Here is a 21,812-nt window from a genome sequence, read left to right as displayed (position 1 = left end):
CTGTTTTATTGCGGCAACGTTTGATCCCGGGTTTCAACGGCAAACGGCAGGATTAACACACCCAGCACGAAGGCGGCGGCCGTCCAGGCGATCGGCGCGCCTATCGAGCCATACCAGTGGATTGCAGCGGCCAGCAGGAAGTTGACGCCCGCGCCGATGAAGCGGCCGACCGATGCGTTGAAGGCGAATGCCGTAGCGCGTATCCGGGTCGGATACTGCTCGGGCAGCCAGAGCGAGAAAATTGCGAAGTTGCCGCCGAAGAAACCGAGGAACATCAACGACACCATGAACAGATGCAGGCCATCGTCCATGTAGAACACCCAGCCGAACGCGAAGACGATTGACGCGGCCATACCGGCAAAGTAAGTGCCCAGCGCAACCCGTCGCCCCAGTCGTTCGGCCAGCCATGGCGCCACGAGGCACCCCAGGATCGTGCTGAGCGACAGCACCGCCGCGCCAATGGACGCCAGATGCACCGCCCCGACGTGGTCGATACCGGCGCGCGTCGCCAGTGTCACGACGGCCGTCGCTTCGTAAACCGAGCCAGCCCACAAACCGACAATGGCGACCCCGACCAGGGCAGAGCTGGTCAGCGTGCGGCGCCGAAACGCCGGGGCGAAGATTTCCCACCAGGGCGCACGCGCCGACGCAGTGGGCGAGTGGGGACGTGCGACGTTATGCGCAGCGTTGCGTATCTGGTCGGGTTCTTTGACCTTCAACGCGGTATAGATCGCAACGACCGCCGGGGCGAGGCCGCACAGGAACATTACGCGCCAGCCATAGGTTGCGCCAACGGTGTAGTTCAGCAACGCAGCGATGAAAAAGCCCAGGTAGTAGCCGGTTTGCAGATAGCCCGCACCCATCTTGCGCCGGTCTTCCGGCCAGCTCTCCGCCACATAGGTACCGGCCAGTGCCCACTCGCCACCGACACCGATCCCGGCAATCAGCCGAAAAATGGCCAACTGCCAAATGTCGCCCGAGAAAGCCGCCGCTCCGGTAAAGAGCGAGTAGACCAGAATGCTTGCGGCCAGCGTCTTGACCCGGCCGAAGCGGTCGGCGAGGGGGCCCCAGATGAACGACAGGCCCCAACCGATCAGAAATAGCCCGAACATCACAGAGCCGTACATGGCGATGTTGGCGGGGGTTGGGGTAATGCCCGAGTTGGGTAGCAGCTCGGTCAGGGCGGGAATCAAAACCAGGGCGAAGATCACCGAATCCACGCCATCCAGAACCCATCCCAGGTAGACCGCCCAGAAACCGCGAATCTGCTCGCGGGTCAGAGGCGTTTTGATGGGCTTCACGCTAGTTGCCGATGCTGTTAATGCTCTAAACATTAAGATCTCCCATTGACCTTGATCAGCCCTATAGAAGCGTTGCGAGGCCGTTGCGACCGTCAGCGCTTCGTTTATTGTGAAATCAGTCTAGGCAGTGCATATCATAAGCATCAAATATGAAATTTCTTTGGTCCTATCGGATTTTTATATAGAGTCAGATTCTTTGGACGCTCTCCCATGGACCTGCGCCAGTTGCGGTATTTCGTCAAGGTGGTTGAGTGCGGCAATATCACCCGCGCCAGTGAAGCGCTGCATATCGCGCAGCCCGCGATCAGCCAGCAGATGCGCAATCTGGAACGGGATATGGACATGCAATTGCTCGAGCGCAGCGTCCAGGGCGTGGTGCCCACTGCGGCTGGCCAGACGCTGTACCGGCACGCCATCGAGCTGCTGCGCCAGGCCGACGGCACCCGTGAACTACTCCGTCAGGACGCCGAATTTCCGCAAGGAAAGGTGTCGGTCGGCATGCCGTCGAGTACGGCCCGGATGTTGGCGATTCCGCTGGCTCGCACGATCCGCAGTCGCTATCCGGGTATCAAGCTGGAATTGATCGATGCACCGAGCGCTGACCTGGGAGGCCTGATCACGGTTGGGCGGGTTGCTCTCGCGGTGATTGTCGATGCGGTCCAGACCCGTGGTGTGGCCTCGCGGCGGCTGCTGACCGAAACGCTGTATCTGGTTGCGTGGCCGGAGTTTTCGATACCGGACGAGCCCGTGACGATCGATGCCTTGGCGAAGATGCCGCTGGTTCTGCCCTGTGCACCGAACACGATTCGCAGTCGAGTCGAATCGGCACTGCAGCAGGCGGGCCTGCACTGTGAGGTTGAGTTCGAAGCCAACTCCACGGACTTGTTGTTCGCAGCCGTTCTGGCAAAGCTGGGTGTCACGATCCTGCCTTGGGCGGCCGCCCATGTTGAACTTGATCAGCATAAGCTCAAGCTGGCCAGGATCGATCATCGGCTGTTCACTCGTGATCTATCTCTGTGCTGGCCTGACACGGCCGTGCAGAGCAATGCAGTGCAAAAGGTCAAGGCGACCATTTTTGAATTGTTCGAGGCGTTCGGACGGCACCCGGGGTGGGCTGACGGACAATGACGTGGCCAGTGGCGTGGGGGAAGTACAAACGCCGAAAACTTCAGATCAGCCATTGTCGTACTCGTCATGCCTGAGCCACCAAGGACCCGTCTCATTGCGCCCCTTGGGTGCACGGTCGAGCCACTGGTACATGCCCCACAGGCCATCCAGTCCACGCGCATAGGTTGAATAGGTGTGGTAAACCACGCCGTCCTCGAGCACAAACGCGCTCATGCCCGGTCTGTCGCGCGAGTAGGTGGAGGCATCGGTTCCGCAGGTGGCGGCAAACCGGGCGACGGGTTCCGGGACTTGTGTGGCGTCCATGGCGTGGCCGCCGCGCTGGTAGTTGTATTCGATGAGCCCTTCGCGCTGTTGCGCCTCGGTGAACGAGACGTTGAAGTCAAAGGTGAAGTCGCTGTCAGGCGCGGACGCCCAGGGAAAGGTCCAGCCCATCCGCCGCTTGTACGCCTGCAGTTTTGCGAGCGGCGCCCGCGATACCGCCGCCAGTGTGACGTCGTGGTTCGCCAGGTGGACGACGAAACCGTCGAACCCGTCCGCGATCGCCGAGCAGGACGGGCAGCCGGCCTTGTAGTCGGGCCCGAACATGAAGTGGTAGATGAGAAGCTGCGAGCGCCCTCTGAAGAGGTCGGCCAGCGAGGCACTGCCTTCATCGGTGTCGAATCGGTACGCCTTGTCGACCCGAACCCACGGCAGCGCTTGACGTTGCCGCGCCAGTTCGTCGCTGCGACGCGTCAGCGCCTTCTCCGCCTGGAGCAGCTCGAGTCGCGCTGCCAGCCATTGTTCACGTGTCCCGGTCATGTGTCTGGTTATCATTCTTAGCTCCCTTCGTCGTTCGTTCAATTCGCGATACGACGTGCTGGTGGGTGGTCGTGAGATAGACTAAACAGCGGGCATCGGACGGTGGGAGTGACAAGTGTGGCGCGATTGATATGGACTCGCTGATCACGGCCGCGGCGCGTGCGCTGGCGGCGGGTGATCCCCTTGGTGCACTGAACCGGGTCGCCTTGCGCGACGATGCGCCGGCGCTCGCGTTGCGAGGCATCGCGATGGCGCAGCTCGGCGATCTGGTTCGAGCCAAGGCGCTGGTGCGAAGCGCGGCGCGTGCCTTCGGCCCGAAAGAGGCGCTGGCGCGGGCGCGGTGTGTCGTCGCCGAGGCCGAGATCGCGCTGGCCTCGCGCGACCTGGGCTGGCCAGTGAAGGCGCTCGACGCCGCGCGGGCGACGCTTGAGGCCCACGGCGACCGGGTGAACGCCGCCCATGCACGCTATCTCGAGATCCGCCGCTTGCTGCTGATCGGGCGCCTCGACGAGGCCGAGGCTCGGCTCGCCGAGCTCGATCCCACGCCATTGCCGCCCGCGCTGAGGGCCGCCCATGAGCTGGTCGTGGCGGGGATTGCGATGCGACGCCTGCGCACGCAGACCGCCCGCACTGCGCTTGATCGGGCCGGGCATGCCGCGCGCCACGCCGGCATCCCGGCGCTGACAGCCGAGGTCGAAAGCGCTGCGCTCATCCTCAATACCCCCGCAGCGCGCCTGATTGCCGGTGGCGAAGAACGGCCCCTGGTGCTCGACGAAGTTGAAGCGTTGCTGGCGTCAAAGGTGTTCGTCGTGGACGCGTGTCGGCATGTGGTGCGTGACGCCGGCACCTCGGTCTCGCTCGCCAGGCGGCCGGTGTTGTTCGCGCTCGCGCGGGCGCTCGGCGAAGCGTGGCCCGCAGACGTGCCGAGGGAAACGCTCATCGCGCGAGCCTTTCGATTGAAGCTCAGCGATGAGTCCCATCGCGCGCGGTTGCGAGTCGAAGTCGGGCGGCTTCGCGTGGCGCTTCGGGCATTGGCCGGCGTGACCGCGACCAGGCGCGGGTTTGCGCTGGTGCCCCGCGGCGCGGCCGAGGTCGTCGTGCTGGCGCGGCCCGTCGAAGAGAAGCAGGCGGCGGTGCTCGCCTTCCTCACCGACGGTGAGTCGTGGTCGAGCTCGGCCCTGGCGCTGGCCCTTGGCGCCAGCCAGCGCACCGTGCAGCGAGCACTCGACTCGCTGGCGGTGGCCGGCAAGGTGCAGTCGTTCGGTCGCGGGCGAGCACGTCGCTGGATGACCCCGCCGGTGCCGGGATTCGCGACGACCTTGTTACTCCCCGTTCCACTGCCCAGTGACTAGGATTCACTTCAGCAGCCCGTGAAGAGGAAACAAACATGAAACGCTCAGCCGCTGAAATCCTCCGTGAGTATGGCCCCTTTGCGGGTGTCGACGCCGTGCATGGCGTCACTTATGACGGCCAGCACGTCTGGTTTGCTACCGGAGACAAACTGAACGCCCTCGACCCGGCGAGCGGCAAGACGCTGCGCTCGATCGAGGTCGCCGCCCATGCAGGAACGGCCTTCGACGGCCAGCACCTGTTTCAGATCGCCGAGGATCGCATCCAGAAGATCGATCCGCAGACCGGCCGTGTACTCGCCACGATCCCGGCGCCCGGCGGCAGTGACTCGGGGCTCACGTGGGCCGAAGGGACGCTCTGGGTGGGCCAGTATCGGGACCGCAAGATTCATCAAATCGATCCCCAGACCGGGGCGATTCTTCGCACCATAGAGTCCAACCGCTTCGTCACCGGCGTCACCTGGGTCGACGGAGAACTCTGGCACGGTACGTGGGAAGGCGAGGAGAGTGAATTGCGGCGAGTCGATCCGGGAACGGGAGAGGTCCTGGAAAGCCTCAAGATGCCGGCTGGGGTAGGGGTGTCGGGGCTTGAGTCCGATGGGCGCGATCAGTTTTTCTGCGGCGGCGGTGGGAGCGCAAAGGTGAGGGTTGTTCGCCGGCCTGAATGAGGCTTCGCCGCTGGCTGCGCTTGCGACAGGTGACTTTGCGACGTTTGAGTCGTGATTGACTGGCCTAATGCGAAATTATCCCGTGTTCAATCGCGTACTTTACCAGGGCCGCGGGCTTGTCGATGTTAAGTTTGCGCCGGATGCTCAGACGATGGGTCTCTACAGTCCGGACACTGATATCCAGCTCGCGGGCCATTTCCTTGTTGTTCAGGCCCTGAGCCATCTTGTACAACACCTGGCTCTCGCGCGGTGTCAGCTCATTGTCGGTACTCTTATCGGCAATCAGCCTCTGCGCGATTTCGGCACTGTAGAATGTCCCGCCACTGGCAATGGCTTCGATCGCAGCAATGATCTCCCGTGAAGGCGCGTTCTTCAGCACGTAGCCGCTGGCACCCGAGCGAACGGATTCACTCACATATTCATAGTTATCGTACATGCTGAGCACGAGCACCTTGAGCGACGGGTACTGGTTGCGTAACACTCGGGTCAGCTCAAGCCCGTTCATGTCCTTCAGGCTGATGTCGACCAGCAACAGGTCCGGCAGGCAGCGCCCGACCATCTCAAGCGCATCCGCACCATTTTCGGCTTCTCCCACCACTTCCAGGGGGGCCATTACCGCCAGCAGCGCTTTGATCCCATCGCGTACCAGGGAGTGATCGTCGACCAAGGCGACGCGGATCGGGTAGGGCAGGTTCATCGCGGGCATTCACTCTTGTTGTTATGGGGGGAGTCAGCATTTCGTACCGGGCATTTTCGCCGGCAGCAGAACCTCCAGCTCACTCCTTCCCGGCGTCGATATCAGGGCGAATTGACCACCAAAATGCTCGACACGTTCACGGATATTGCGCAGGCCAATGCCGGCGTGACGACGTTCGACCTGGGCGACGTTGAAACCGATACCGTCATCGACCACGGCCAGACGTACAGCGTCTTCAGACCCGTGCAGGGTAATGGAGACGTTTTTAGCCTGTGCATGTCGTTCGATGTTGGTCAGGCCTTCTTGCACAATGCGAAACAACGAGACCGGTGCACCATCGGCCAAATGGCAGTCGCACTCGTTGTTGTTGTAGGTCACCACGAGCCCGCTGCGTTGCTCGAATTCTGTTGCCAATTGACCGATCGCCGCAGGCAGGCCCAGGGTGTCGAGCAGCGACGAGCGCAGGTCGTGAGAGAGGCTACGAACTTCGCCAATTGCTTCCCCCAGGCGTTCCGTGGCTTCTCTTAAAATGCTCAAACCCTTGTCTTGTCCTTGTCCATTCTCCAGCACATGGCTGGCCAGTTCGAACTGAAACTTGATGGAGACGAGTACCTGGCTGATACCGTCGTGCAGCTCACGGGAAACCCGTGATCGCTCTTCCTCCTGCAAGCTGACGATACGCTGGGTCAGGCGTTGAAGTTTTTTGTCGGCCAGACGGTGTTCGCTGACGTTCAGCGTCATACCGCTGGCGAAGACAAACAGCACCGCTACCAGGGCCACCACGGCAATCGCAAGCATCGTTTTGCGGATGCCCTGAGCTACCTCGTCACGCGCCTGCTGTGTGGCGCGTTCAACGTCCTCAAGGTAGATGCCGGTACCGAGCATCCACCCCCAACGATCCAGCATCACCACATAGGCAAGCTTGTCGGTCACTTGACCGGAAGAGGGTTTGTTCCAGGCGTAGCGCTGAAAGCCTTCTCCTGATTCCGCACTTTTGAGCAACGCCTGGATCACCGGCAGGCCGTGAGGGTCTTTCATGTCCCACAGATCTTTGCCCACCAGTTCCGACTGCCGCGAGTGCATCAGACTACGGCCCTGGTGGTCGTAGACGAAGAAGTAGCCATTGATGCCGAAGCTGAGCTTGCGCAGTTCTTCCAGCACTTGTTGCTGTGCGTGCTCGTCACCCTGGCCGTTGTCGTACAGCGGCGCAATCAGGCTTTGCGCCATTTCGACGTAGTTTTTAAGTTCTGCGCGCTTGCTGGCCAGAATGCTGTCTTCGATCAGTTGCGCCTGTTGATCACCCAGTTGGCGGTTCAGGGAAATCACCAGCGCGCAGATGACGGCGATCGCCAACACCAGCGGCAGAATCCCGAGCGCGACGATTTTGTGTTTGAGCTGCATCTTTGCTCCTGTCCAGACCGAACGGATGACCAGGGGTCATAGACTCATGCCGCCCGAGGTGCGGCGAAGGCTCGGCATCATATGCCAAAGATACGCTCGTTCAGTAGTCGGTTGGACGTAATGACCGGTGGATTTCAGGTATTGCACGAGCGAACTCAGTAGAACTACGTAGACGCTGCGTACGTAGTTCTGCGGATTTATTTGTAGACGGCATGCGCGGATATTGGGCCAGCTCCGCACAGCGGACACAATTATAAAAATTACCGCCGCAGTCCACTGACTGTCGGCAGGAGACTCGCAATGACCCGACTGGCTAAACACCTCGCCTGGTTTGCCGTGGCTGTCCTGGGAGCTTTTGCGCTGAGTGTCGTGGCCCTGCGCCGCGGCGAAGCCATCAACGCCCTCTGGATCGTAGTCGCAGCAGTCGCTATCTATCTCGTCGCTTACCGCTATTACAGCCTGTTCATCGCCAATAAGGTGATGCAACTGGACCCCGGTCGAGCCACCCCCGCGGTAGTCAATAACGATGGTCTGGACTACGTGCCGACCAACAAACACGTGCTCTTCGGTCACCACTTCGCGGCTATCGCTGGCGCGGGGCCGCTGGTCGGTCCGGTATTGGCGGCGCAGATGGGCTACCTGCCCGGTACGCTGTGGCTGATCGCCGGCGTGGTGCTGGCCGGTGCCGTTCAGGACTTCATGGTTCTGTTCATGTCCACCCGCCGCAACGGCCGCTCCCTGGGCGACATGGTCCGTGAAGAAATGGGCCGCATTCCCGGCATCATCGCGCTGTTTGGCTGCTTCCTGATCATGATCATTATCCTCGCGGTGCTGGCGCTGATCGTGGTCAAGGCCCTGGCCGAGAGCCCGTGGGGCATTTTCACGGTGATGGCGACCATCCCGATTGCGATGCTCATGGGCATCTACATGCGCTACATCCGCCCGGGTCGCATCGGTGAAATCTCCATCGTCGGCGTGTTGCTGTTGTTGGGTTCGATCTGGCTGGGCGGGCAGATTGCCGCCGATCCCGTGTGGGCCAAAGCCTTCAGCTTTACCGGCATCCAGATCACCTGGATGCTGATTGGCTACGGTTTCGTCGCGGCGGTACTGCCGGTCTGGCTGATTCTGGCGCCGCGTGACTACCTCTCTACGTTCCTCAAGATCGGCACCATCATGGCCCTGGCGATTGGCATTCTGATCACCATGCCCGAGCTGAAAATGCCGGCACTGACCCAGTTCACCGACGGTACCGGGCCGGTATGGAAGGGCGGGCTGTTCCCGTTCCTGTTTATCACCATTGCTTGCGGTGCGGTGTCTGGTTTCCACGCGCTGATTGCCTCCGGGACTACGCCCAAGCTACTGGCAAGTGAAGGCCATGCCCGTTACATCGGTTACGGCGGCATGCTGATGGAGTCCTTCGTGGCCATCATGGCCATGGTGGCTGCTTCGGTGATTGAGCCGGGCGTCTACTTCGCCATGAACAGCCCGGCGGCGCTTGTCGGCGGTGACGTGATGCAAGTGGCGCAGACCGTCAGCAGCTGGGGCTTTGCGATTACCCCGGAAGCGCTGCAAACAGTGGCCAGGGACATCGGTGAAACCACGGTTCTGGCCCGTGCTGGCGGCGCGCCAACCCTGGCGGTCGGTATCGCACAGATCCTGCACCACGTACTGCCGGGTGAAAACACCATGGCGTTCTGGTATCACTTCGCGATCCTGTTCGAGGCACTGTTCATCCTGACTGCCGTCGACGCCGGTACCCGTGCCGGTCGTTTCATGTTGCAGGACTTGCTCGGTTCCTTCGTTCCGGCTCTTCGGCGCACGGAATCCTGGACCGCCAACCTGATCGCGACCGCCGGTTGCGTGGCGATGTGGGGTTACCTGCTGTATCAAGGCGTGATCGATCCACTGGGCGGCATCAACACCTTGTGGCCGCTGTTCGGCATCTCCAACCAGATGCTGGCCGGTATCGCGCTGATGCTGGCGACAGTCGTACTGATCAAAATGAAACGCCAGCGCTACATCTGGGTGACCTTGCTGCCGGCAGTCTGGCTGCTGATCTGCACCACCACCGCAGGCTTCATCAAGCTGTTCGACGCCAACCCGGCGATCGGTTTCCTGGCGCTGGCCAGGAAGTACAGCGATGCGCTGGCCAACGGTCAGATCCTCGCCCCGGCCAAGGACATCACCCAGATGCAGCATGTGATCTACAACGCCTACACCAATGCGACACTGACGGCGCTGTTCCTGCTCGTGGTATTCAGCATCCTGTTCTTTGCGCTCAAGGTCGGTGTCGCCGCCTGGGGCAGCAAAGAACGGACGGATAAAGAAGCGCCATTTCAGGCTTTGCCGGACGCTTGATCAAGGAGTGCACCATGTTCAATGACCTGAGTCGCCTCGGTAAGTACCTCGGTCAGGCCGCGCGCCTGATGGTCGGCATGCCCGACTACGACACCTACGTCGAGCATATGCAAACCAAACACCCGGACAAGCCGGTGATGAGCTACGAGGCGTTCTTCCGCGAACGCCAGGAAGCCCGTTACGGAGGCGGCAATGGACAGACTCGCTGCTGTTGATTGTCGACACCGGGTTCAATCCTGAAGTCGCTGCAACGCTCAAATCGCGCTCATAAAAAACCCGGCTGATAAGGCCGGGTTTTTCATTGAATACCGCTACGAGGAATCGACAAGTTTTTCTCGGCCTGAGCTGGCGCTGGCCCATCGTTGAATTGATATCGCCCCCAAAAACGCGGTCAGGCTTCGCTGATTTTATTGACGCTGGTGATCTGACCGCTCCAGATCATCTCGTAATGGGCTGTTTGAATAATTGATGAGACTGGTCTCGGGGTCATCAGCGCCCAGCAGTAGTTGCCAGGCGTACGCACGGAGTTGTAACGAAGACCGGGACACCCTGCATCCTTGACAGCCTTCCCCAAGCGATGGGAATGCGTGTAATCGTCAGGAGCGTAGATAGGATCAGTCATCGGGATGGATGCGGCATCCTTCATCGCTATGTCCACGAAGGAGCAGGATAACCCGCGGAAAACAAACCGCTCATAGTTGAGGCTCTGGACTTTCGACCAATACAGACTCTGGTGATGCTGCACCTCTGCCAGCGCCGTTTCCATTGAGCCAGCCAGGTACAACACACCAAAGCTACCATCGCTGAATCGCGAACCAGCCGGGTTGACGTGGGTAAAAGGCGCTGTCGCGTAAGAGCATCCAGGAATACCGAACGGGATCTCCCCTCGCGGAATCAACTCAAGGTGTCCAACCTCATTTAGCAGCCTCGGATTAGTGAGAGCCTGTATTTGATACAGAACCTCAAACTCGTCCGCGTCCGCTACGTCATCAAACAATGAAATAGGCGGAAACTTCGAATTGACCAGGCGGTAGGCCTGCAACGGCTCACCGGCCAGCTCTGCCAGCTGGCTCACCATCACCATTGCGCGCCTCGTAGCACGTCAATCCGCCGAAACGTCTCGTACAGAGAAATCATATCCCCCTGAGACATAATATCGAGCGGTGTACGCCCGTTGAAAAACTCGTTTTCGTTCGCCATCGTCGGGAAACCATAGACGTTTTCCGGGTTATCAAAGACGAGGCGCAGAGCGGCGTGGATATTGAGAACAAAACTGATGCGCTGCATCTGGTCTGAATCCAGGCCCACGGACCAGCCAGGATCGCGCTGCTTGGCGCGTGTGTACGTGCTGCGAGAAATGCGCAGGATACGGCAGGCCTGATCGCTGGACGCACCCCATTTTTCGAGTATGCCTACGGCTGCTCGCAGACCAGTAACACACTGGCTCTTGGTAAATCCTTGTGCTTGGGGGATTACTGTCATGTCCAATACCTCATCATAAATCCATAGACTCAAATATAGACAAATAGCGTCTACAGATCAATGCTGCCTCGACCAGTGGAGATCGTGCAGATTGAACCTATCCAGGTTGACTAGCCAAAGTGAACGACTGGAGACGGTCGATTCTGTTGAAAAAGTCGCCTATGTTCCGGCGAGCGAAAAATGCCCCTCTGAGATTGAAGTCTGGACGTGGAGCAGACGTTAACCGGATCAGATTTTGCTTAGCAACTTACTGGGCGTTTGGGGGTACTTGCTTCGCCTGCAGTATCTGCATCGGCGCTGCGCTGAGCAGTTGAGAAGTTAACTTCGTTACAGCATCGCCAAAGCGGGGAACATCGGTTTTCGGCCCTGGGCAAAACTCTACGATCAACAGCGAAAAGTCATTGGCCAAGGCACACCAGCTGGCTGCCAACGTACCTGATCGGCGTTATGCTGAATGCATAATCCTTGGGACATTCATCATGCGCACGTTGATGCTGCTACTCGCCGCCAGTGTTGTTGCTGGTTGTCAGACCCCGATGCCGGCGGCGAATCCTCAGATGGCCTGGGTCGACTTCTCTACGCCATTCCCCAACGACAGACTGCTGATGGCCGAGCGCCTGGACAAGCAGCGCTTGGTCGACGGGCGTTTTTTTGAGGTCGCGCCCGGAAACCATGAATTGATCGTCCGCTTCGACTTCGAAGTACCCGGTTCCGGGGGCTCGAGCATGATGGACGGCCCCTCCGAACGCATATGCTACCTGACCATCCACTACGATCATTTCGAAGCTGGCCAACGCTATGTGCTCGAGGGCCGCTCGATAGCCTTCACCCCCGAGGCCCGGTTGTACAACGCCAAGCGCGAGATCGTCGCTGAAGACCGTGAGTCCTATTGCCTGATGTGAGGCGAATCAGCGGTCGTTTTTCTGGTAGATGATTTTCTTGGTGCCGGTTTCGCACGATGGACAAATATAGCGAAGCGTAGCGTGATGCAGCTTTGACGGATCTGGGTATCGCGCTTTTGCCCGATTTCAGCGCTCAGGCTGGGCTGAAGAGCGGAACATTGGTGCAGGTGCTGCCAACGTGGAAAATAGTAGGCGCCTTCCCTGAGGACATTTATCTGGTGCGTCCTTATTCCACACATGTGCCGAGGGCCGTAACCGTTTTTGTCGAATACCTGCGAGGGCGATTCGCGGCCGGTTTTAACTGACAGTATGGAGGAGGGTTACGGCGGAGCATCTTCAGTACTAGTCCGTTGTAATGGTTAATGACCTCGCCGATGCTCATGCGGCCATTGGCTTGGTACCACGCGCAGCAATGGGTCAGCATGACTGTAAAAGGAGGGTATGCGTAACAGCTGATCTTCCTGATCGTGGAGCGCTTTGAACTAACTCAACTAAACAGTCATTTAGTTGAGTTATAACTTTACATGCTATGACATTAGGGCAGGGTGCCAAATTCTCAGCTTTCATCGCTAATTTTTCGTAGGGCAATCAGCGATTCATGCGGCAAAGGCTCTTCGTGAATAGCAGCCATTATCTAATCCAAAACCTCTACATCAGCATCCATATCGCCACATACCAGATACAGGTCTATCAATACGTTGATCAAGGTTTCGGCATCGTACTTCTTTTGTTCACTCACGGTTTTCTCCTCTGGGATCATGTAGACCGTCGTCTTTGAGTGGCTTAATGAATCCTAAGAACGAACTGGCGTCAGGGTTATCGTGCCGTCCGGTTGTTTTTCCATGTCCAGCTTGTCACCGCTGGTCAACCCGATGGCCGCCAGAAGATCGTCAGGCAAAGGTATGATCAGGTCGCCAGTTCCATCATCAGCGTCTTGGCAGGTGACAATCCAGCGTCTATTTTCAGAGCTTGATGTAGGGTTCATATTTTCCCCTGGTGATCAAATGACAGAGTCGATTCATGATTATGATCCTGCGGACTCGCTGATTGATTCAGAGACCGTAGCTGTCTTTTTGGCTGATGCTTACGACACCGGTGACGCCGCTTATATTGTCCAAGCGATGGCCGTTGTTGCACGCGCCAAAATCCGTATCGATGCAGCGGCAGAAGCACAGCGGCCATCGTCATGTTCGTAACGGCGTTTTTCTCGCATGCGAGAAATTCGGCCTGGCCAGCCTGATCACCTGGTGAAAAGCATCGAGCAAGAGCCTCACAAGGAAAATCCATAGGTGCGCATAATGTATATTATGTTAAATTATGTGTCTGCGCGGAACTTCCCTCCAGCTTTGTAGCCGCACTACCCGGAAGTAATTCTGAGAAATTCATGCTAGTAATTATGGAAAACCGGGAACGCTTCCCTGGTTTTCCATAATTACTGTTCTTCAGCAGTCCTATTTTCTGCAACCTGCGTACCGTCCGCTTCGGCATCGAGAGCAGTCAACTACCTATTCGAGGTACTAGATATCTGCAGTTGGCCACTAGCTGTGGATCGCAAACCGCTACTGGAACTGCGCCGCTCCGATGCTGAGCAATTCATGGAGTTCTGTCTTAACCCGCCCGCGGACTGGGTCGGCCCCATGGTCAAATCTCGGTTCAAACGCATCGGTGGGCAATAGATTGATCAGTAATGGGAAAGCTCACACTTTCCCAATACGTTCCGGATCAAATTTGGGCGATGCCGCCGTCGACAAATACTTCGCTGCCGTTCACGAAGCTGGAATCATCAGAGGCCAGGAATACTGCTACCTTTGCGACTTCATCTGGATCGCCAACGCGGCCCATTGGAATCAATGAAGCAAAGTGATCCAGCAGACCTTGCTGCTGTGCCGCGTCTGGGCCTGCCAATCCTACGAGGCCTGGTGTCTTGATCGGACCAGGGCTGAGAGTGTTCACGCGAATGTCCTGACCTTTCAAGTCGAGGATCCAGTTACGGGCGAAGGACCTTACAGCTGCTTTCGAAGCGGCGTAAACACTGAAATCTGGGGTGCCAACACTACCCGCGGTAGAGCCCGTGAGAATCACGGAAGCTCCCTTGGACAGCAGTGGCAGCGCCTTTTGGACCGTAAAAAGTACGCCCTTGGTATTTCGGCCGAAGGTGTCGTCGAAATGCTCTTCAGTGACATCTTTCAGATTGCTCATTTCACCGCCGCCAGCGTTCACGAACAGAACGTCAACACGACCGTGTTGTTCTTTCACCTGGGCGTATAACGCGTCCAATTGATCCAGCTTGGAGGAGTCGACTTGAACACCGGTTGCATTACCGACAGCCAAAACAGCAGCATCAAGCTCAGGTTTGCGCCGACCAGTGATGTAAACGTGAGCACCTTCCTTAGCGAAACGAATGGCAGTTGCCAATCCAAGGCCGCTGGTACCGCCGGTGACGATGGCGATTTTACCTTCAAGTTTGCGTGACATTTGACGTTCCTCAGGTTGGCGCAAGAAAGCGCATGACCAAAGAATATCGACGAACCCTGCCTTTCGAAATAGAATTGATTGCAAACCATCATTGCAGAAATGTCGATGTCAAAGATGCCAGATTTTGAAGGATTAGCGATGTTTGCAAAGGTAGCTGAGGAGCGATCCTTTGCGGCTGCTGCGAGGGTGATGGGTGTCTCCGTCGCAACGGTTTCACGAGGAGTTGGTCGCTTGGAAGAAAGGCTAGGTGCCCGTCTTTTAAATCGGACCTCCCGACAGCTCGCACTCACAGAATTTGGCCGCAGCATAGCGGAAAGCGCTAGTCGCCTGTACCGAGAGGCGGAAGAGACGGAGGGTATTGCACGCGAACTTTCGTCACAACCTAGAGGGCTCGTGCGATTGGCGATACCGATGACTTACGGCATCCGCTGGGTTGCCCCGATTCTACCGGAATTTCTTCTCGCTTATCCCGAAGTGTCAGTCGATCTTCATTTGTCCGACGCGTCAGTCGACCTCATTGGGGAAGGCTTTGATGCTGCGATGCGGATCGCAATATTACCCGACTCATCTCTAGTAGCACGACGAATTAGCCGGGTTGCTCGGTATCTTGTGGCGTCTCCTAGATACCTTGAACAGCATGGTCACCCAAAACACCCTCATGATCTGGTAGGTCGAAATTGCTTGGGATACGCCTATCGAGCCCAGAGTGACGTCTGGCGCTTACTCAATAAATCAGGGGATGAGGTCAGCGTCTCCCCCAATGGCTCTCTGCGCGTCACAAATGTGGACGCCTTAATCCCTGCCGTACTTGCAGGAATTGCGATAGCTGAGCTTCCAGAGTTTGTCGCAAGTGAATATCTACGCGATGGAAGACTTCAAGTGGTACTGCCAGAGTGGAGCATGCAGGAGGGAGGACTGTATTTTGTGACGCCGACCGCTCGCACCCGGCCAGCCAAAGTGGATGTGCTAGCGGATTTTTTCATAGCCAAATTATCTGATCCGGCTTGGCGTTTGACTAATCGATCCTAGGCGAATACTAGCGAATTACAGAGCGTAGCGAAATTTCCGCCCCAACCCTGATACCTCTACGCCCAAAAAACACAAACAAGATTCGGAAAGAGTGAAGCTCGACCTCACCACTCTCCTAGCTGAAACGCCTGCGCAGTGTATCGATTTGGATTGGGAAAATTTGCCACCTATGGGCCGGGAGTTTCGATGACCTGCTACTAAGGCTGCTTTGTCCCTGACACCAGGAAGCTTCAGCCTCTGGAAGCGCCAGAACCGTCACTCGAAATTTTTCCGCCTCCACCTCATGATGACGTTCGACTTTTACTCCAACGAACACCGTCAGTCCCAACCCCACCGACTCTGCATCGAGCGTTGCCTGATAACCGCGGATGACTCCTGCCTCCTCCAGATTGCGCACGCGCCGCAAACAAGTAGAGGGAGAGAGACCGATCTCTTCTGCCAGTTGTACGTTAGTCAGTCGACCGTCTCGTTGAAGGGCGGCCAGGATGCCTCTGTCATAGCTATCGAGCTCTATTTGAGGATTTCGAAAATTTGGCATAGGCAAACCTTTTATAAAACTTCATCGGCATAAACTGCCAAAACAACCCGAGTATTGAGTTCAAAACGCAACCACCTGCCCTCCCCCTTGGACCTAGAATTTATCTCCCTCACCACTCACTGAGCTGCTTCAGAATGGAAGATAAAGCGCTGTATCTCTTAGCCCTTTCAATGATCTTTTTAATGCCCGGCCCGGACATGATCCTGCTGCTGCAAACCGGCGCAAAACAAGGCAGAACGGCCGCATTGGCAACCGCACTGGGTTTGGCATTTGCGCGTGCCTGCCACGTCACATTGACCGCCTTGGGGCTGGCAACGATGTTCAAAGTTCTTCCCTGGACATTTGACGTCGTTAAATACGCAGGCGCTGCTTATCTACTCTGGATAGGGTTACAAATGTTTAAAAGCAGTGGCGCAAGCTCACCAACAGCTGTTGAGAATCCCGTTGCATCGCCATCTTTGAAGGCAGCTTTCCGGCGTGGTCTTCTGACTAATCTGCTCAATCCGAAAGCGTTACTGTTCAGCTCAATATTGCTACCACAATTCATTGACCCCAATCGCTCCTCCGTATGGGAGCAATTTGCCGTGTTAGGTATCGTCCTCGTAATTACAGGGCTTCTGTTCGACAGTATTTTTGCAACCGCCAGCGCATGGGTAGGCCGCTGGATGGAACGAAGCGCGCTGGCGCAACGCATTCAGCAATGGCTATTCGGTACTCTTCTCATAGGATTCTCCGTAAGGCTGGCACTGGTACAGCAAGCCTGAAACCCAATTGTGAAGAGCTTTTTCATTGGCTACTGCGGTACCAGCACATTCGCGCCGATACCGGCGCGAAATTGCTGCATTGACCACTGGGGCGACTATCAATTGGGCTAACCTGCCCAGACAGGCGATCCAGTTGCCAGATTTTGGATTATTTATCCGACTGCCAGCTGTAACGGCTAAGCTCCGGATTGAGAGGGGTTTTAGCGAAGACATTGGCAAAGTTGCACAGGGTTGCCAGGCTCACTCCAAGGATTACTTCCAAGGCATTTCCCTCTGTGTAGCCCGCAGTTTTGAAAGCGTTGTAGGTTTGTTCACTGACGTTACCGCGCGTCGCGATAACTTCGCGGGCGAAGGCTGCCAAGGCTTCAAGCTTCACCTCCGGTATGGCTGTTTGTCCGCGCAGTGCGCCGACCACTTCATCAGACAACTTCGCCTTGTTCAACGCTACCGCGGTGTGACCCGCTACGCAGAAATCACAACCGTGATTGGTCGCAGCAATCAGCTGCACGACTTCACGTTCAGCTACTTTTTCGCTCAAAGCGATCGCCATCAGAATCTTGTGGCGAAACAACTTTTTGCTTCAACGCTCCGAATGAATGGTCAGCAGCAGCGCGTTGTACATTTTCCATTGCCGTAGCGAGCTTCCTGACGCTCGCGAAAGAGTTCCGAATACGTCATTACCGGCTGGTCCGGATGGTTGATACCCATTTGGGCCACATAATTGTCGTAATTGGGTACACCTACCATCAATCGCGCGCTCTGGCTCACCGACTTCAGCGCGGTCTGCAATCTGCTGAACAAAACAACTCTCTCTGTTTGGAGGGGGACTGATGCATCAAACCGCAGTTATATATCTGGAATGTGTCTGAGCTTTTCTATTTCTAAGTACGTCCAGAATCGCGCGTCACGTTGTCAGTTAACGCTAAGGCGAACAACGGGCCAGTAGGTAAGCGGCGCTATTTAATTCGGGCCGTCTGCCCGGAAATCATGTTTTCCAAGCAGCCGGCAAGTGCAGCCTATTTCTGCAAGTTAACCAGCGGCTCACCCTTCTTGACGATGTAAGGTGGTCTACGCGCGGACCCCGTTCCGATGAGTCTCCCGCCCCTCGATCTATCCATGTCATGGATCGCCACGCTGGACAACGATCCAGGCGAGCGTTGGTTACGCTCCCGCATTGCTGATTATTTGAGCGAAAAAAGTGGAACATTGCTCGAAATAAGTGCAAAAAAAAGCGGCTTAAAATTTCCGTCAATAATTCAGGTTAACCAAGCCTAATTATTGCAGTAATTGATGAGCGAAGTCACGACTCACCTTCCAGCCTTACATAGATAGCATGAAAGCTCAGCAGCATTAGACTTATCCCATATAATAAATAAATCATTGCTCCCTCTTATTCTTGGACGATATTTAGCAAGACCTCTAACATTGGTCTTCGCAATTTCACCCAGACACTTAACGCCGGAACTTGCACATGAAAGAACTCATCGAAGGTTTCATCAAGTTTCAAAAAGAAATTTTTCCGCAGCGAACGGACCTTTTCAAATATCTCGCCACTACCCAAAATCCAAAAACGTTATTTATCACGTGCTCCGATAGTAGAGTCATTCCGGAGTTGCTCACACAGCAAGAGCCCGGAGAGCTATTCGTTATACGCAACGCTGGGAACATAGTTCCATCCTATGGTCCACAACCGGGTGGTGTCACCGCCTCTGTCGAGTATGCCGTTGCGGTACTCGAGGTCCATGACATCGTCATTTGCGGTCACTCGGATTGCGGAGCAGTGACGGCGGTTTCCAGTGGCAAATCATTGAATCATTTACCGGCAGTGGCGGCCTGGATGAGCTATGCGGAGTCGGCGAAGGTAATGAACGCGACCCGTACCCACGCATCCGACAAAGAACGTGTCAGCTCAATGGTTCGGGAAAATGTTATCGCTCAGCTCTCCAACCTGAAAACCCACCCCAGCGTCAGATTGGCTCTGGAACAGAAAAAGCTGAATCTGCATGGTTGGGTCTATGACATCGAAACAGGGTCCATCGTCGCGCTCGATGGCAGAACCAACAAATTCGTTCCATTGGCGGAGTTTCCGGAAACAACGGCATAGGCCTCACCTGCTCCCTAAGCACATTGCCTGCTTGACCACGATGTCCCCACACGTTTGGAGTGAAAATCATGGCTGAATCTGAAACCCGTCCCCCACTACCCCCTTTCGATCGTGAGTCGGCAATTCTCAAAGTCCGGCTTGCAGAGGATGGCTGGAACTCCCGCGATGCAGAAAAAGTTTCACTGGCTTACACAACTGATACCAAATGGCGAAATCGAGTCGACTTCGCAGTAAACAGGGCTGAAGCCGCAGCATTCCTGACCCGAAAATGGAACAAAGAACTGGACTATCGACTGATCAAAGAGCTGTGGGCATTTACCGATAACCGCATCGCGGTACGTTACGCCTACGAATGGCACGATGACTCCGGTAATTGGTATCGCTCATACGGAAACGAGAATTGGGAGTTTGCTGAAAACGGACTGATGGCTCATCGGTTTGCCTGCGTCAATGACATGCCAATCAAAGAGTCGGAGCGAAAATTTCGTTGGCCGTTAGGCCGTCGCCCTGACGATCATCCAGGTCTTTCTGATTTAGGCCTGTAACAACCGGCGTTCGACAGATGATGTAGCGAAACGAGGAAGTGAAGATGGTCAAGATTCTGGTTCTCTATCATTCGATGTACGGCCATATCGAAATGATGGCGCAGCATGTAGCTCAGGGTGCTAGCAGCGTCCCGGGGGGGTGAAGTCACGGTAAAGCGTGTTCCTGAAACCATGGATCCTGAGGCATTCAAAGCTGCACATGGCAAAACTGACCAGGCGGCTCCAGTGGCAAACCCTGCTGAATTGTCTGGCTATGACGCCATCATAATTGGCACGCCTACCCGCTTTGGCAACATGTAAGGACAGATGCGCAACTTCCTCGATCAGACTGGCGGCCTGTGGGCTAGCGGAGCACTGGTTGGCAAGGCCGCAAGTGTATTTACATCAACGGGTACTGGCGGTGGCCAAGAGATGACCATCACCTAGACGTGGACGACACTTGCTCATCACGGCATGGTCATTGTGCCTATCGGTTATTCCGATCCAGCCTTATTCGATGTATCGCAACCAGGCGGCGGTACCCCCTATGGGGCATCCACCATTTCAGGTGCTGATGGATCCCGCCAAATTCATGAACGCTCCGACCTGCATCTATAGGAACGACTTATGCGCAGGATTGTATATCGGTCTTGGACGCTATCGAGCAAACGGCAGAAGATTGCTTCACACCCAAGCAACACCAACCCGGCAAACAGCCAACAAGCAAACCCGATAGGAGAAACACCATGCAACAGTCCCACGCTTACAACGACACCAGCCTCGAGCTGACCGCGAAAATCCTCGACGCCAAGGCGCGCAAAAACCTGTCCTTCGAAGACATGGCTCAAGGCACCGGCCTCGGTCTGGCTTATGTCACTGCCGCCCTGCTCGGCCAGCATCCACTGCCTGAAGCCGCTGCCAAAGTGATCGGCGAAAAACTGGACCTGGACGCCGACTCGGTCGCCGGTCTGCAAATCATCCCACTGCGCGGCAGCCTGTCGGGTGTTCCAACGGATCCGACCATCTACCGCTTCTACGAAATGATCCAGATCTACGGCACCACCTTGAAAGCCCTGGTTCACGAGCAGTTCGGCGACGGCATCATCAGCGCGATCAACTTCAAGCTCGACATGAAGAAAGTCGAAGACCCGGAAGGCGGCCACCGTGCAGTGATCACCCTCGACGGCAAGTTCCTGCCACTGCGTCCTTTCTAAGGATGCAACCGGACCTGTAAATCGGCCCGCAGCCTTGCGGGCCTGCTTCAAAAAATTTCTAAACCCTTTTCGATCAATCACCACATTTGAATGGAGGATTCGTCATGAAAAAATTCTGTTTCTCGCCCTGTCCCTGACGGCTTCGCTGTCAGCCTACGCACAGGAAGCTGTGGTAGCACCTGAGGCCGTTCCATATGCGTATGGCATGCACTTGGATATCGCCAAAGTCATTCACATCACCCCGACGGCTGATGTCTGTGGCCCGACGCCAGTGCAAATGACTTACCGCGATTCGCACGGTGAAACCCACATCCTGGAATACAGCGTGTATCGGTAGCGGCTGCACCAACTAATTGTCACTCACTCAACACTCAATGAAAGGTAAACATCATGAAAGCGCTCATCGAAGGTTTTTTGAAGTTCCAAAAAGAAGCATTTCCGCAACGCACTGACCTGTTCAAACACTTGGCCACCACGCAACATCCAGGCACGTTGTTCATCACCTGCTCCGACAGCCGTGTTGTACCGGAACTGCTGACGCAGCAAGAGCCTGGCGAACTGTTCGTGATCCGTAACGCTGGCAACATCGTGCCGTCCTACAGCCCGCATTCCGGTGGTGTGTCTGCCACGGTCGAATACGCCGTCGCCGTACTGGGCGTGACCGATATCGTGATCTGCGGCCATTCTGATTGCGGTGCCATGACCGCTGTCGCCAAGTGCAAGTGTATGGATCACTTGCCTGCGGTCGCCGGCTGGTTGCAACATGCCGAGTCGGCGAAAGTCATCAACGAATCGCGTCCTCACGCCAGTGAAGCCGCCAAAGTCAGTTCCATGGTGCGTGAGAACGTCATCGCCCAACTGGCCAACATTCAGACTCATCCAAGCGTGCGCCTGGCTCAGGAAAAAGGTCTGGTGAATCTGCATGGCTGGGTCTACGACATCGGCACCGGTTCAATCGACGCCCTGGACGCCGACAACAAGACCTTCAAGTCACTGGTCAAGCATCCGAACACCGTTGCCGTTCATGCCCGTCCAGCAAAAGCTGTTGCCTAAATCAGCCTCTAATTTTCAGGAGCACTC

General features: G+C 56.5%; 24 protein-coding genes and 6 pseudogenes. 19 read left to right on the top strand and 11 right to left on the bottom strand.

Annotation, left to right across the window (positions count from 1 at the left end):
- Window positions 1-5 precede the first annotated feature (5 nt).
- Entirely contained in the window at window positions 6-1,301 is a 1,296-nt protein-coding gene (locus tag AC07O1_RS06440; protein ID WP_495088255.1) for an MFS transporter, read from the bottom strand.
- 210 nt (window positions 1,302-1,511) lie between these two features.
- Between AC07O1_RS06440 and AC07O1_RS06435 the strand changes: the two genes are divergently transcribed.
- Complete coding sequence (locus AC07O1_RS06435) at window positions 1,512-2,429, top strand: LysR substrate-binding domain-containing protein (RefSeq protein WP_494991568.1); 918 nt, start codon at window positions 1,512-1,514, stop codon at window positions 2,427-2,429.
- 45 nt (window positions 2,430-2,474) lie between these two features.
- Here AC07O1_RS06435 and AC07O1_RS06430 read toward each other — a convergent pair whose 3' ends face one another.
- Window positions 2,475-3,242, bottom strand: a complete 768-nt coding sequence (locus AC07O1_RS06430; protein ID WP_495088254.1) for a DUF899 domain-containing protein — start codon at window positions 3,240-3,242, stop codon at window positions 2,475-2,477.
- A 116-nt stretch (window positions 3,243-3,358) separates the two neighbouring features.
- Here AC07O1_RS06430 and AC07O1_RS06425 point away from each other — a divergent pair, with 116 nt between their 5' ends.
- Together AC07O1_RS06425 and AC07O1_RS06420 are read left to right on the top strand one after the other, a co-directional pair.
- Window positions 3,359-4,579, top strand: coding sequence for a helix-turn-helix domain-containing protein (locus AC07O1_RS06425; RefSeq protein ID WP_495088253.1), 1,221 nt, complete (start codon window positions 3,359-3,361; stop codon window positions 4,577-4,579).
- Between the two features lie 35 nt (window positions 4,580-4,614).
- Window positions 4,615-5,244 carry a Vgb family protein gene (locus AC07O1_RS06420; RefSeq protein WP_495088252.1) on the top strand — a complete coding sequence of 210 codons (630 nt, stop codon included), beginning with the start codon at window positions 4,615-4,617 and terminating at the stop codon, window positions 5,242-5,244.
- A 64-nt stretch (window positions 5,245-5,308) separates the two neighbouring features.
- Here the strand turns inward: AC07O1_RS06420 and AC07O1_RS06415 are convergent, their stop codons facing one another.
- The gene (locus tag AC07O1_RS06415; RefSeq protein WP_495088251.1) at window positions 5,309-5,941 is read right to left on the bottom strand and encodes a response regulator; all 633 of its coding nucleotides are present in this window, start codon (window positions 5,939-5,941) and stop codon (window positions 5,309-5,311) included.
- 33 nt (window positions 5,942-5,974) lie between these two features.
- Entirely contained in the window at window positions 5,975-7,342 is a 1,368-nt protein-coding gene (locus AC07O1_RS06410; protein ID WP_495088250.1) for a cache domain-containing protein, read from the bottom strand.
- A 300-nt stretch (window positions 7,343-7,642) separates the two neighbouring features.
- Between AC07O1_RS06410 and AC07O1_RS06405 the strand changes: the two genes are divergently transcribed.
- Window positions 7,643-9,700 (top strand): carbon starvation CstA family protein, encoded by a 2,058-nt coding sequence (locus tag AC07O1_RS06405; RefSeq protein ID WP_494991573.1) that lies wholly within the window; start codon window positions 7,643-7,645, stop codon window positions 9,698-9,700.
- Between the two features lie 14 nt (window positions 9,701-9,714).
- Window positions 9,715-9,915 (top strand): YbdD/YjiX family protein, encoded by a 201-nt coding sequence (locus tag AC07O1_RS06400; protein WP_427632182.1) that lies wholly within the window; start codon window positions 9,715-9,717, stop codon window positions 9,913-9,915.
- Window positions 9,916-10,091: 176 nt separating this feature from the next.
- Here the strand turns inward: AC07O1_RS06400 and AC07O1_RS06395 are convergent, their stop codons facing one another.
- Window positions 10,092-10,784: an RES family NAD+ phosphorylase gene (locus tag AC07O1_RS06395; protein WP_495088249.1), complete on the bottom strand. Its 693-nt coding sequence runs from the start codon at window positions 10,782-10,784 to the stop codon at window positions 10,092-10,094.
- The gene (locus tag AC07O1_RS06390) at window positions 10,778-11,182 is read right to left on the bottom strand and encodes an antitoxin Xre-like helix-turn-helix domain-containing protein (RefSeq protein ID WP_495012357.1); all 405 of its coding nucleotides are present in this window, start codon (window positions 11,180-11,182) and stop codon (window positions 10,778-10,780) included. The genes AC07O1_RS06395 and AC07O1_RS06390 overlap by 7 nt, the downstream gene beginning before the upstream one ends.
- 325 nt (window positions 11,183-11,507) lie before the next feature.
- On the opposite strand from AC07O1_RS06390, the pseudogene AC07O1_RS06385 reads away from it, so the two are divergent.
- The 3 genes and pseudogenes from AC07O1_RS06385 to AC07O1_RS06375 form a co-directional block, all read left to right on the top strand.
- Window positions 11,508-11,621: pseudogene (locus AC07O1_RS06385) on the top strand (PA0061/PA0062 family lipoprotein); the annotation flags it as partial.
- A gap of 40 nt (window positions 11,622-11,661) precedes the next feature.
- A complete protein-coding gene (locus AC07O1_RS06380; protein ID WP_495088248.1) occupies window positions 11,662-12,084 on the top strand; it encodes a PA0061/PA0062 family lipoprotein in 423 nt (140 codons plus the stop codon).
- A gap of 80 nt (window positions 12,085-12,164) precedes the next feature.
- Window positions 12,165-12,389, top strand: a pseudogene (locus AC07O1_RS06375) (LysR substrate-binding domain-containing protein); the annotation flags it as partial.
- 488 nt (window positions 12,390-12,877) lie between these two features.
- On the opposite strand, the gene AC07O1_RS06370 reads toward AC07O1_RS06375, so the two are convergent.
- Window positions 12,878-12,952 carry a hypothetical protein gene (locus tag AC07O1_RS06370; RefSeq protein WP_495023836.1) on the bottom strand — a complete coding sequence of 25 codons (75 nt, stop codon included), beginning with the start codon at window positions 12,950-12,952 and terminating at the stop codon, window positions 12,878-12,880.
- Here AC07O1_RS06370 and AC07O1_RS06365 point away from each other — a divergent pair.
- Together AC07O1_RS06365 and AC07O1_RS06360 are read left to right on the top strand one after the other, a co-directional pair.
- Window positions 12,927-13,280: a helix-turn-helix domain-containing protein gene (locus AC07O1_RS06365; protein WP_495088398.1), complete on the top strand. Its 354-nt coding sequence runs from the start codon at window positions 12,927-12,929 to the stop codon at window positions 13,278-13,280. The genes AC07O1_RS06370 and AC07O1_RS06365 overlap by 26 nt on opposite strands.
- 342 nt (window positions 13,281-13,622) lie before the next feature.
- Window positions 13,623-13,757 (top strand): annotated as a pseudogene (locus AC07O1_RS06360) (site-specific integrase); the annotation flags it as partial.
- A 49-nt stretch (window positions 13,758-13,806) separates the two neighbouring features.
- On the opposite strand, the gene AC07O1_RS06355 reads toward AC07O1_RS06360, so the two are convergent.
- A complete protein-coding gene (locus AC07O1_RS06355; protein ID WP_495088247.1) occupies window positions 13,807-14,559 on the bottom strand; it encodes an SDR family NAD(P)-dependent oxidoreductase in 753 nt (250 codons plus the stop codon).
- A gap of 105 nt (window positions 14,560-14,664) precedes the next feature.
- On the opposite strand from AC07O1_RS06355, the gene AC07O1_RS06350 reads away from it, so the two are divergent.
- Window positions 14,665-15,588 carry a LysR family transcriptional regulator gene (locus AC07O1_RS06350; protein WP_495088391.1) on the top strand — a complete coding sequence of 308 codons (924 nt, stop codon included), beginning with the start codon at window positions 14,665-14,667 and terminating at the stop codon, window positions 15,586-15,588.
- 235 nt (window positions 15,589-15,823) lie between these two features.
- On the opposite strand, the pseudogene AC07O1_RS06345 reads toward AC07O1_RS06350, so the two are convergent.
- Window positions 15,824-16,102, bottom strand: a pseudogene (locus tag AC07O1_RS06345) (Lrp/AsnC family transcriptional regulator); the annotation flags it as partial.
- A gap of 158 nt (window positions 16,103-16,260) precedes the next feature.
- Here AC07O1_RS06345 and AC07O1_RS06340 point away from each other — a divergent pair.
- Window positions 16,261-16,890, top strand: a complete 630-nt coding sequence (locus tag AC07O1_RS06340; protein WP_495088246.1) for a LysE family translocator — start codon at window positions 16,261-16,263, stop codon at window positions 16,888-16,890.
- Window positions 16,891-17,038: 148 nt separating this feature from the next.
- Here the strand turns inward: AC07O1_RS06340 and AC07O1_RS06335 are convergent.
- Together AC07O1_RS06335 and AC07O1_RS06330 are read right to left on the bottom strand one after the other, a co-directional pair.
- Window positions 17,039-17,416: pseudogene (locus AC07O1_RS06335) on the bottom strand (carboxymuconolactone decarboxylase family protein); the annotation flags it as partial.
- Window positions 17,417-17,490: 74 nt separating this feature from the next.
- Window positions 17,491-17,691, bottom strand: a complete 201-nt coding sequence (locus AC07O1_RS06330; RefSeq protein WP_495088245.1) for a YbdD/YjiX family protein — start codon at window positions 17,689-17,691, stop codon at window positions 17,491-17,493.
- Between the two features lie 315 nt (window positions 17,692-18,006).
- Between AC07O1_RS06330 and AC07O1_RS06325 the strand changes: the two genes are divergently transcribed.
- The 7 genes and pseudogenes from AC07O1_RS06325 (at window position 18,007) to AC07O1_RS06295 (ending at window position 21,785) form a co-directional block, all read left to right on the top strand.
- Window positions 18,007-18,165 (top strand): hypothetical protein, encoded by a 159-nt coding sequence (locus tag AC07O1_RS06325; protein ID WP_495023793.1) that lies wholly within the window; start codon window positions 18,007-18,009, stop codon window positions 18,163-18,165.
- A gap of 196 nt (window positions 18,166-18,361) precedes the next feature.
- Window positions 18,362-18,994, top strand: a complete 633-nt coding sequence (locus tag AC07O1_RS06320) for a carbonic anhydrase (protein ID WP_495088244.1) — start codon at window positions 18,362-18,364, stop codon at window positions 18,992-18,994.
- 68 nt (window positions 18,995-19,062) lie between these two features.
- Window positions 19,063-19,539 (top strand): nuclear transport factor 2 family protein, encoded by a 477-nt coding sequence (locus AC07O1_RS06315; RefSeq protein ID WP_214383422.1) that lies wholly within the window; start codon window positions 19,063-19,065, stop codon window positions 19,537-19,539.
- A 44-nt stretch (window positions 19,540-19,583) separates the two neighbouring features.
- A pseudogene (gene wrbA, locus AC07O1_RS06310) lies at window positions 19,584-20,136 on the top strand (NAD(P)H:quinone oxidoreductase).
- Window positions 20,137-20,264: 128 nt separating this feature from the next.
- Window positions 20,265-20,732 (top strand): cyanase, encoded by a 468-nt coding sequence (gene cynS / locus AC07O1_RS06305; protein WP_495012341.1) that lies wholly within the window; start codon window positions 20,265-20,267, stop codon window positions 20,730-20,732.
- Window positions 20,733-20,937: 205 nt separating this feature from the next.
- Entirely contained in the window at window positions 20,938-21,069 is a 132-nt protein-coding gene (locus AC07O1_RS06300) for a DUF2790 domain-containing protein (RefSeq protein WP_495088243.1), read from the top strand.
- 53 nt (window positions 21,070-21,122) lie between these two features.
- Window positions 21,123-21,785, top strand: coding sequence for a carbonic anhydrase (locus AC07O1_RS06295; RefSeq protein WP_110750121.1), 663 nt, complete (start codon window positions 21,123-21,125; stop codon window positions 21,783-21,785).
- Window positions 21,786-21,812 lie beyond the last annotated feature (27 nt).

This window comes from Pseudomonas sp. GW821-FHT07G10 (assembly GCF_059418545.1).
The sequence above is the reverse complement of the archived record's forward strand: the minus strand, read 5'-3'. Positions and strand labels throughout refer to the sequence as shown.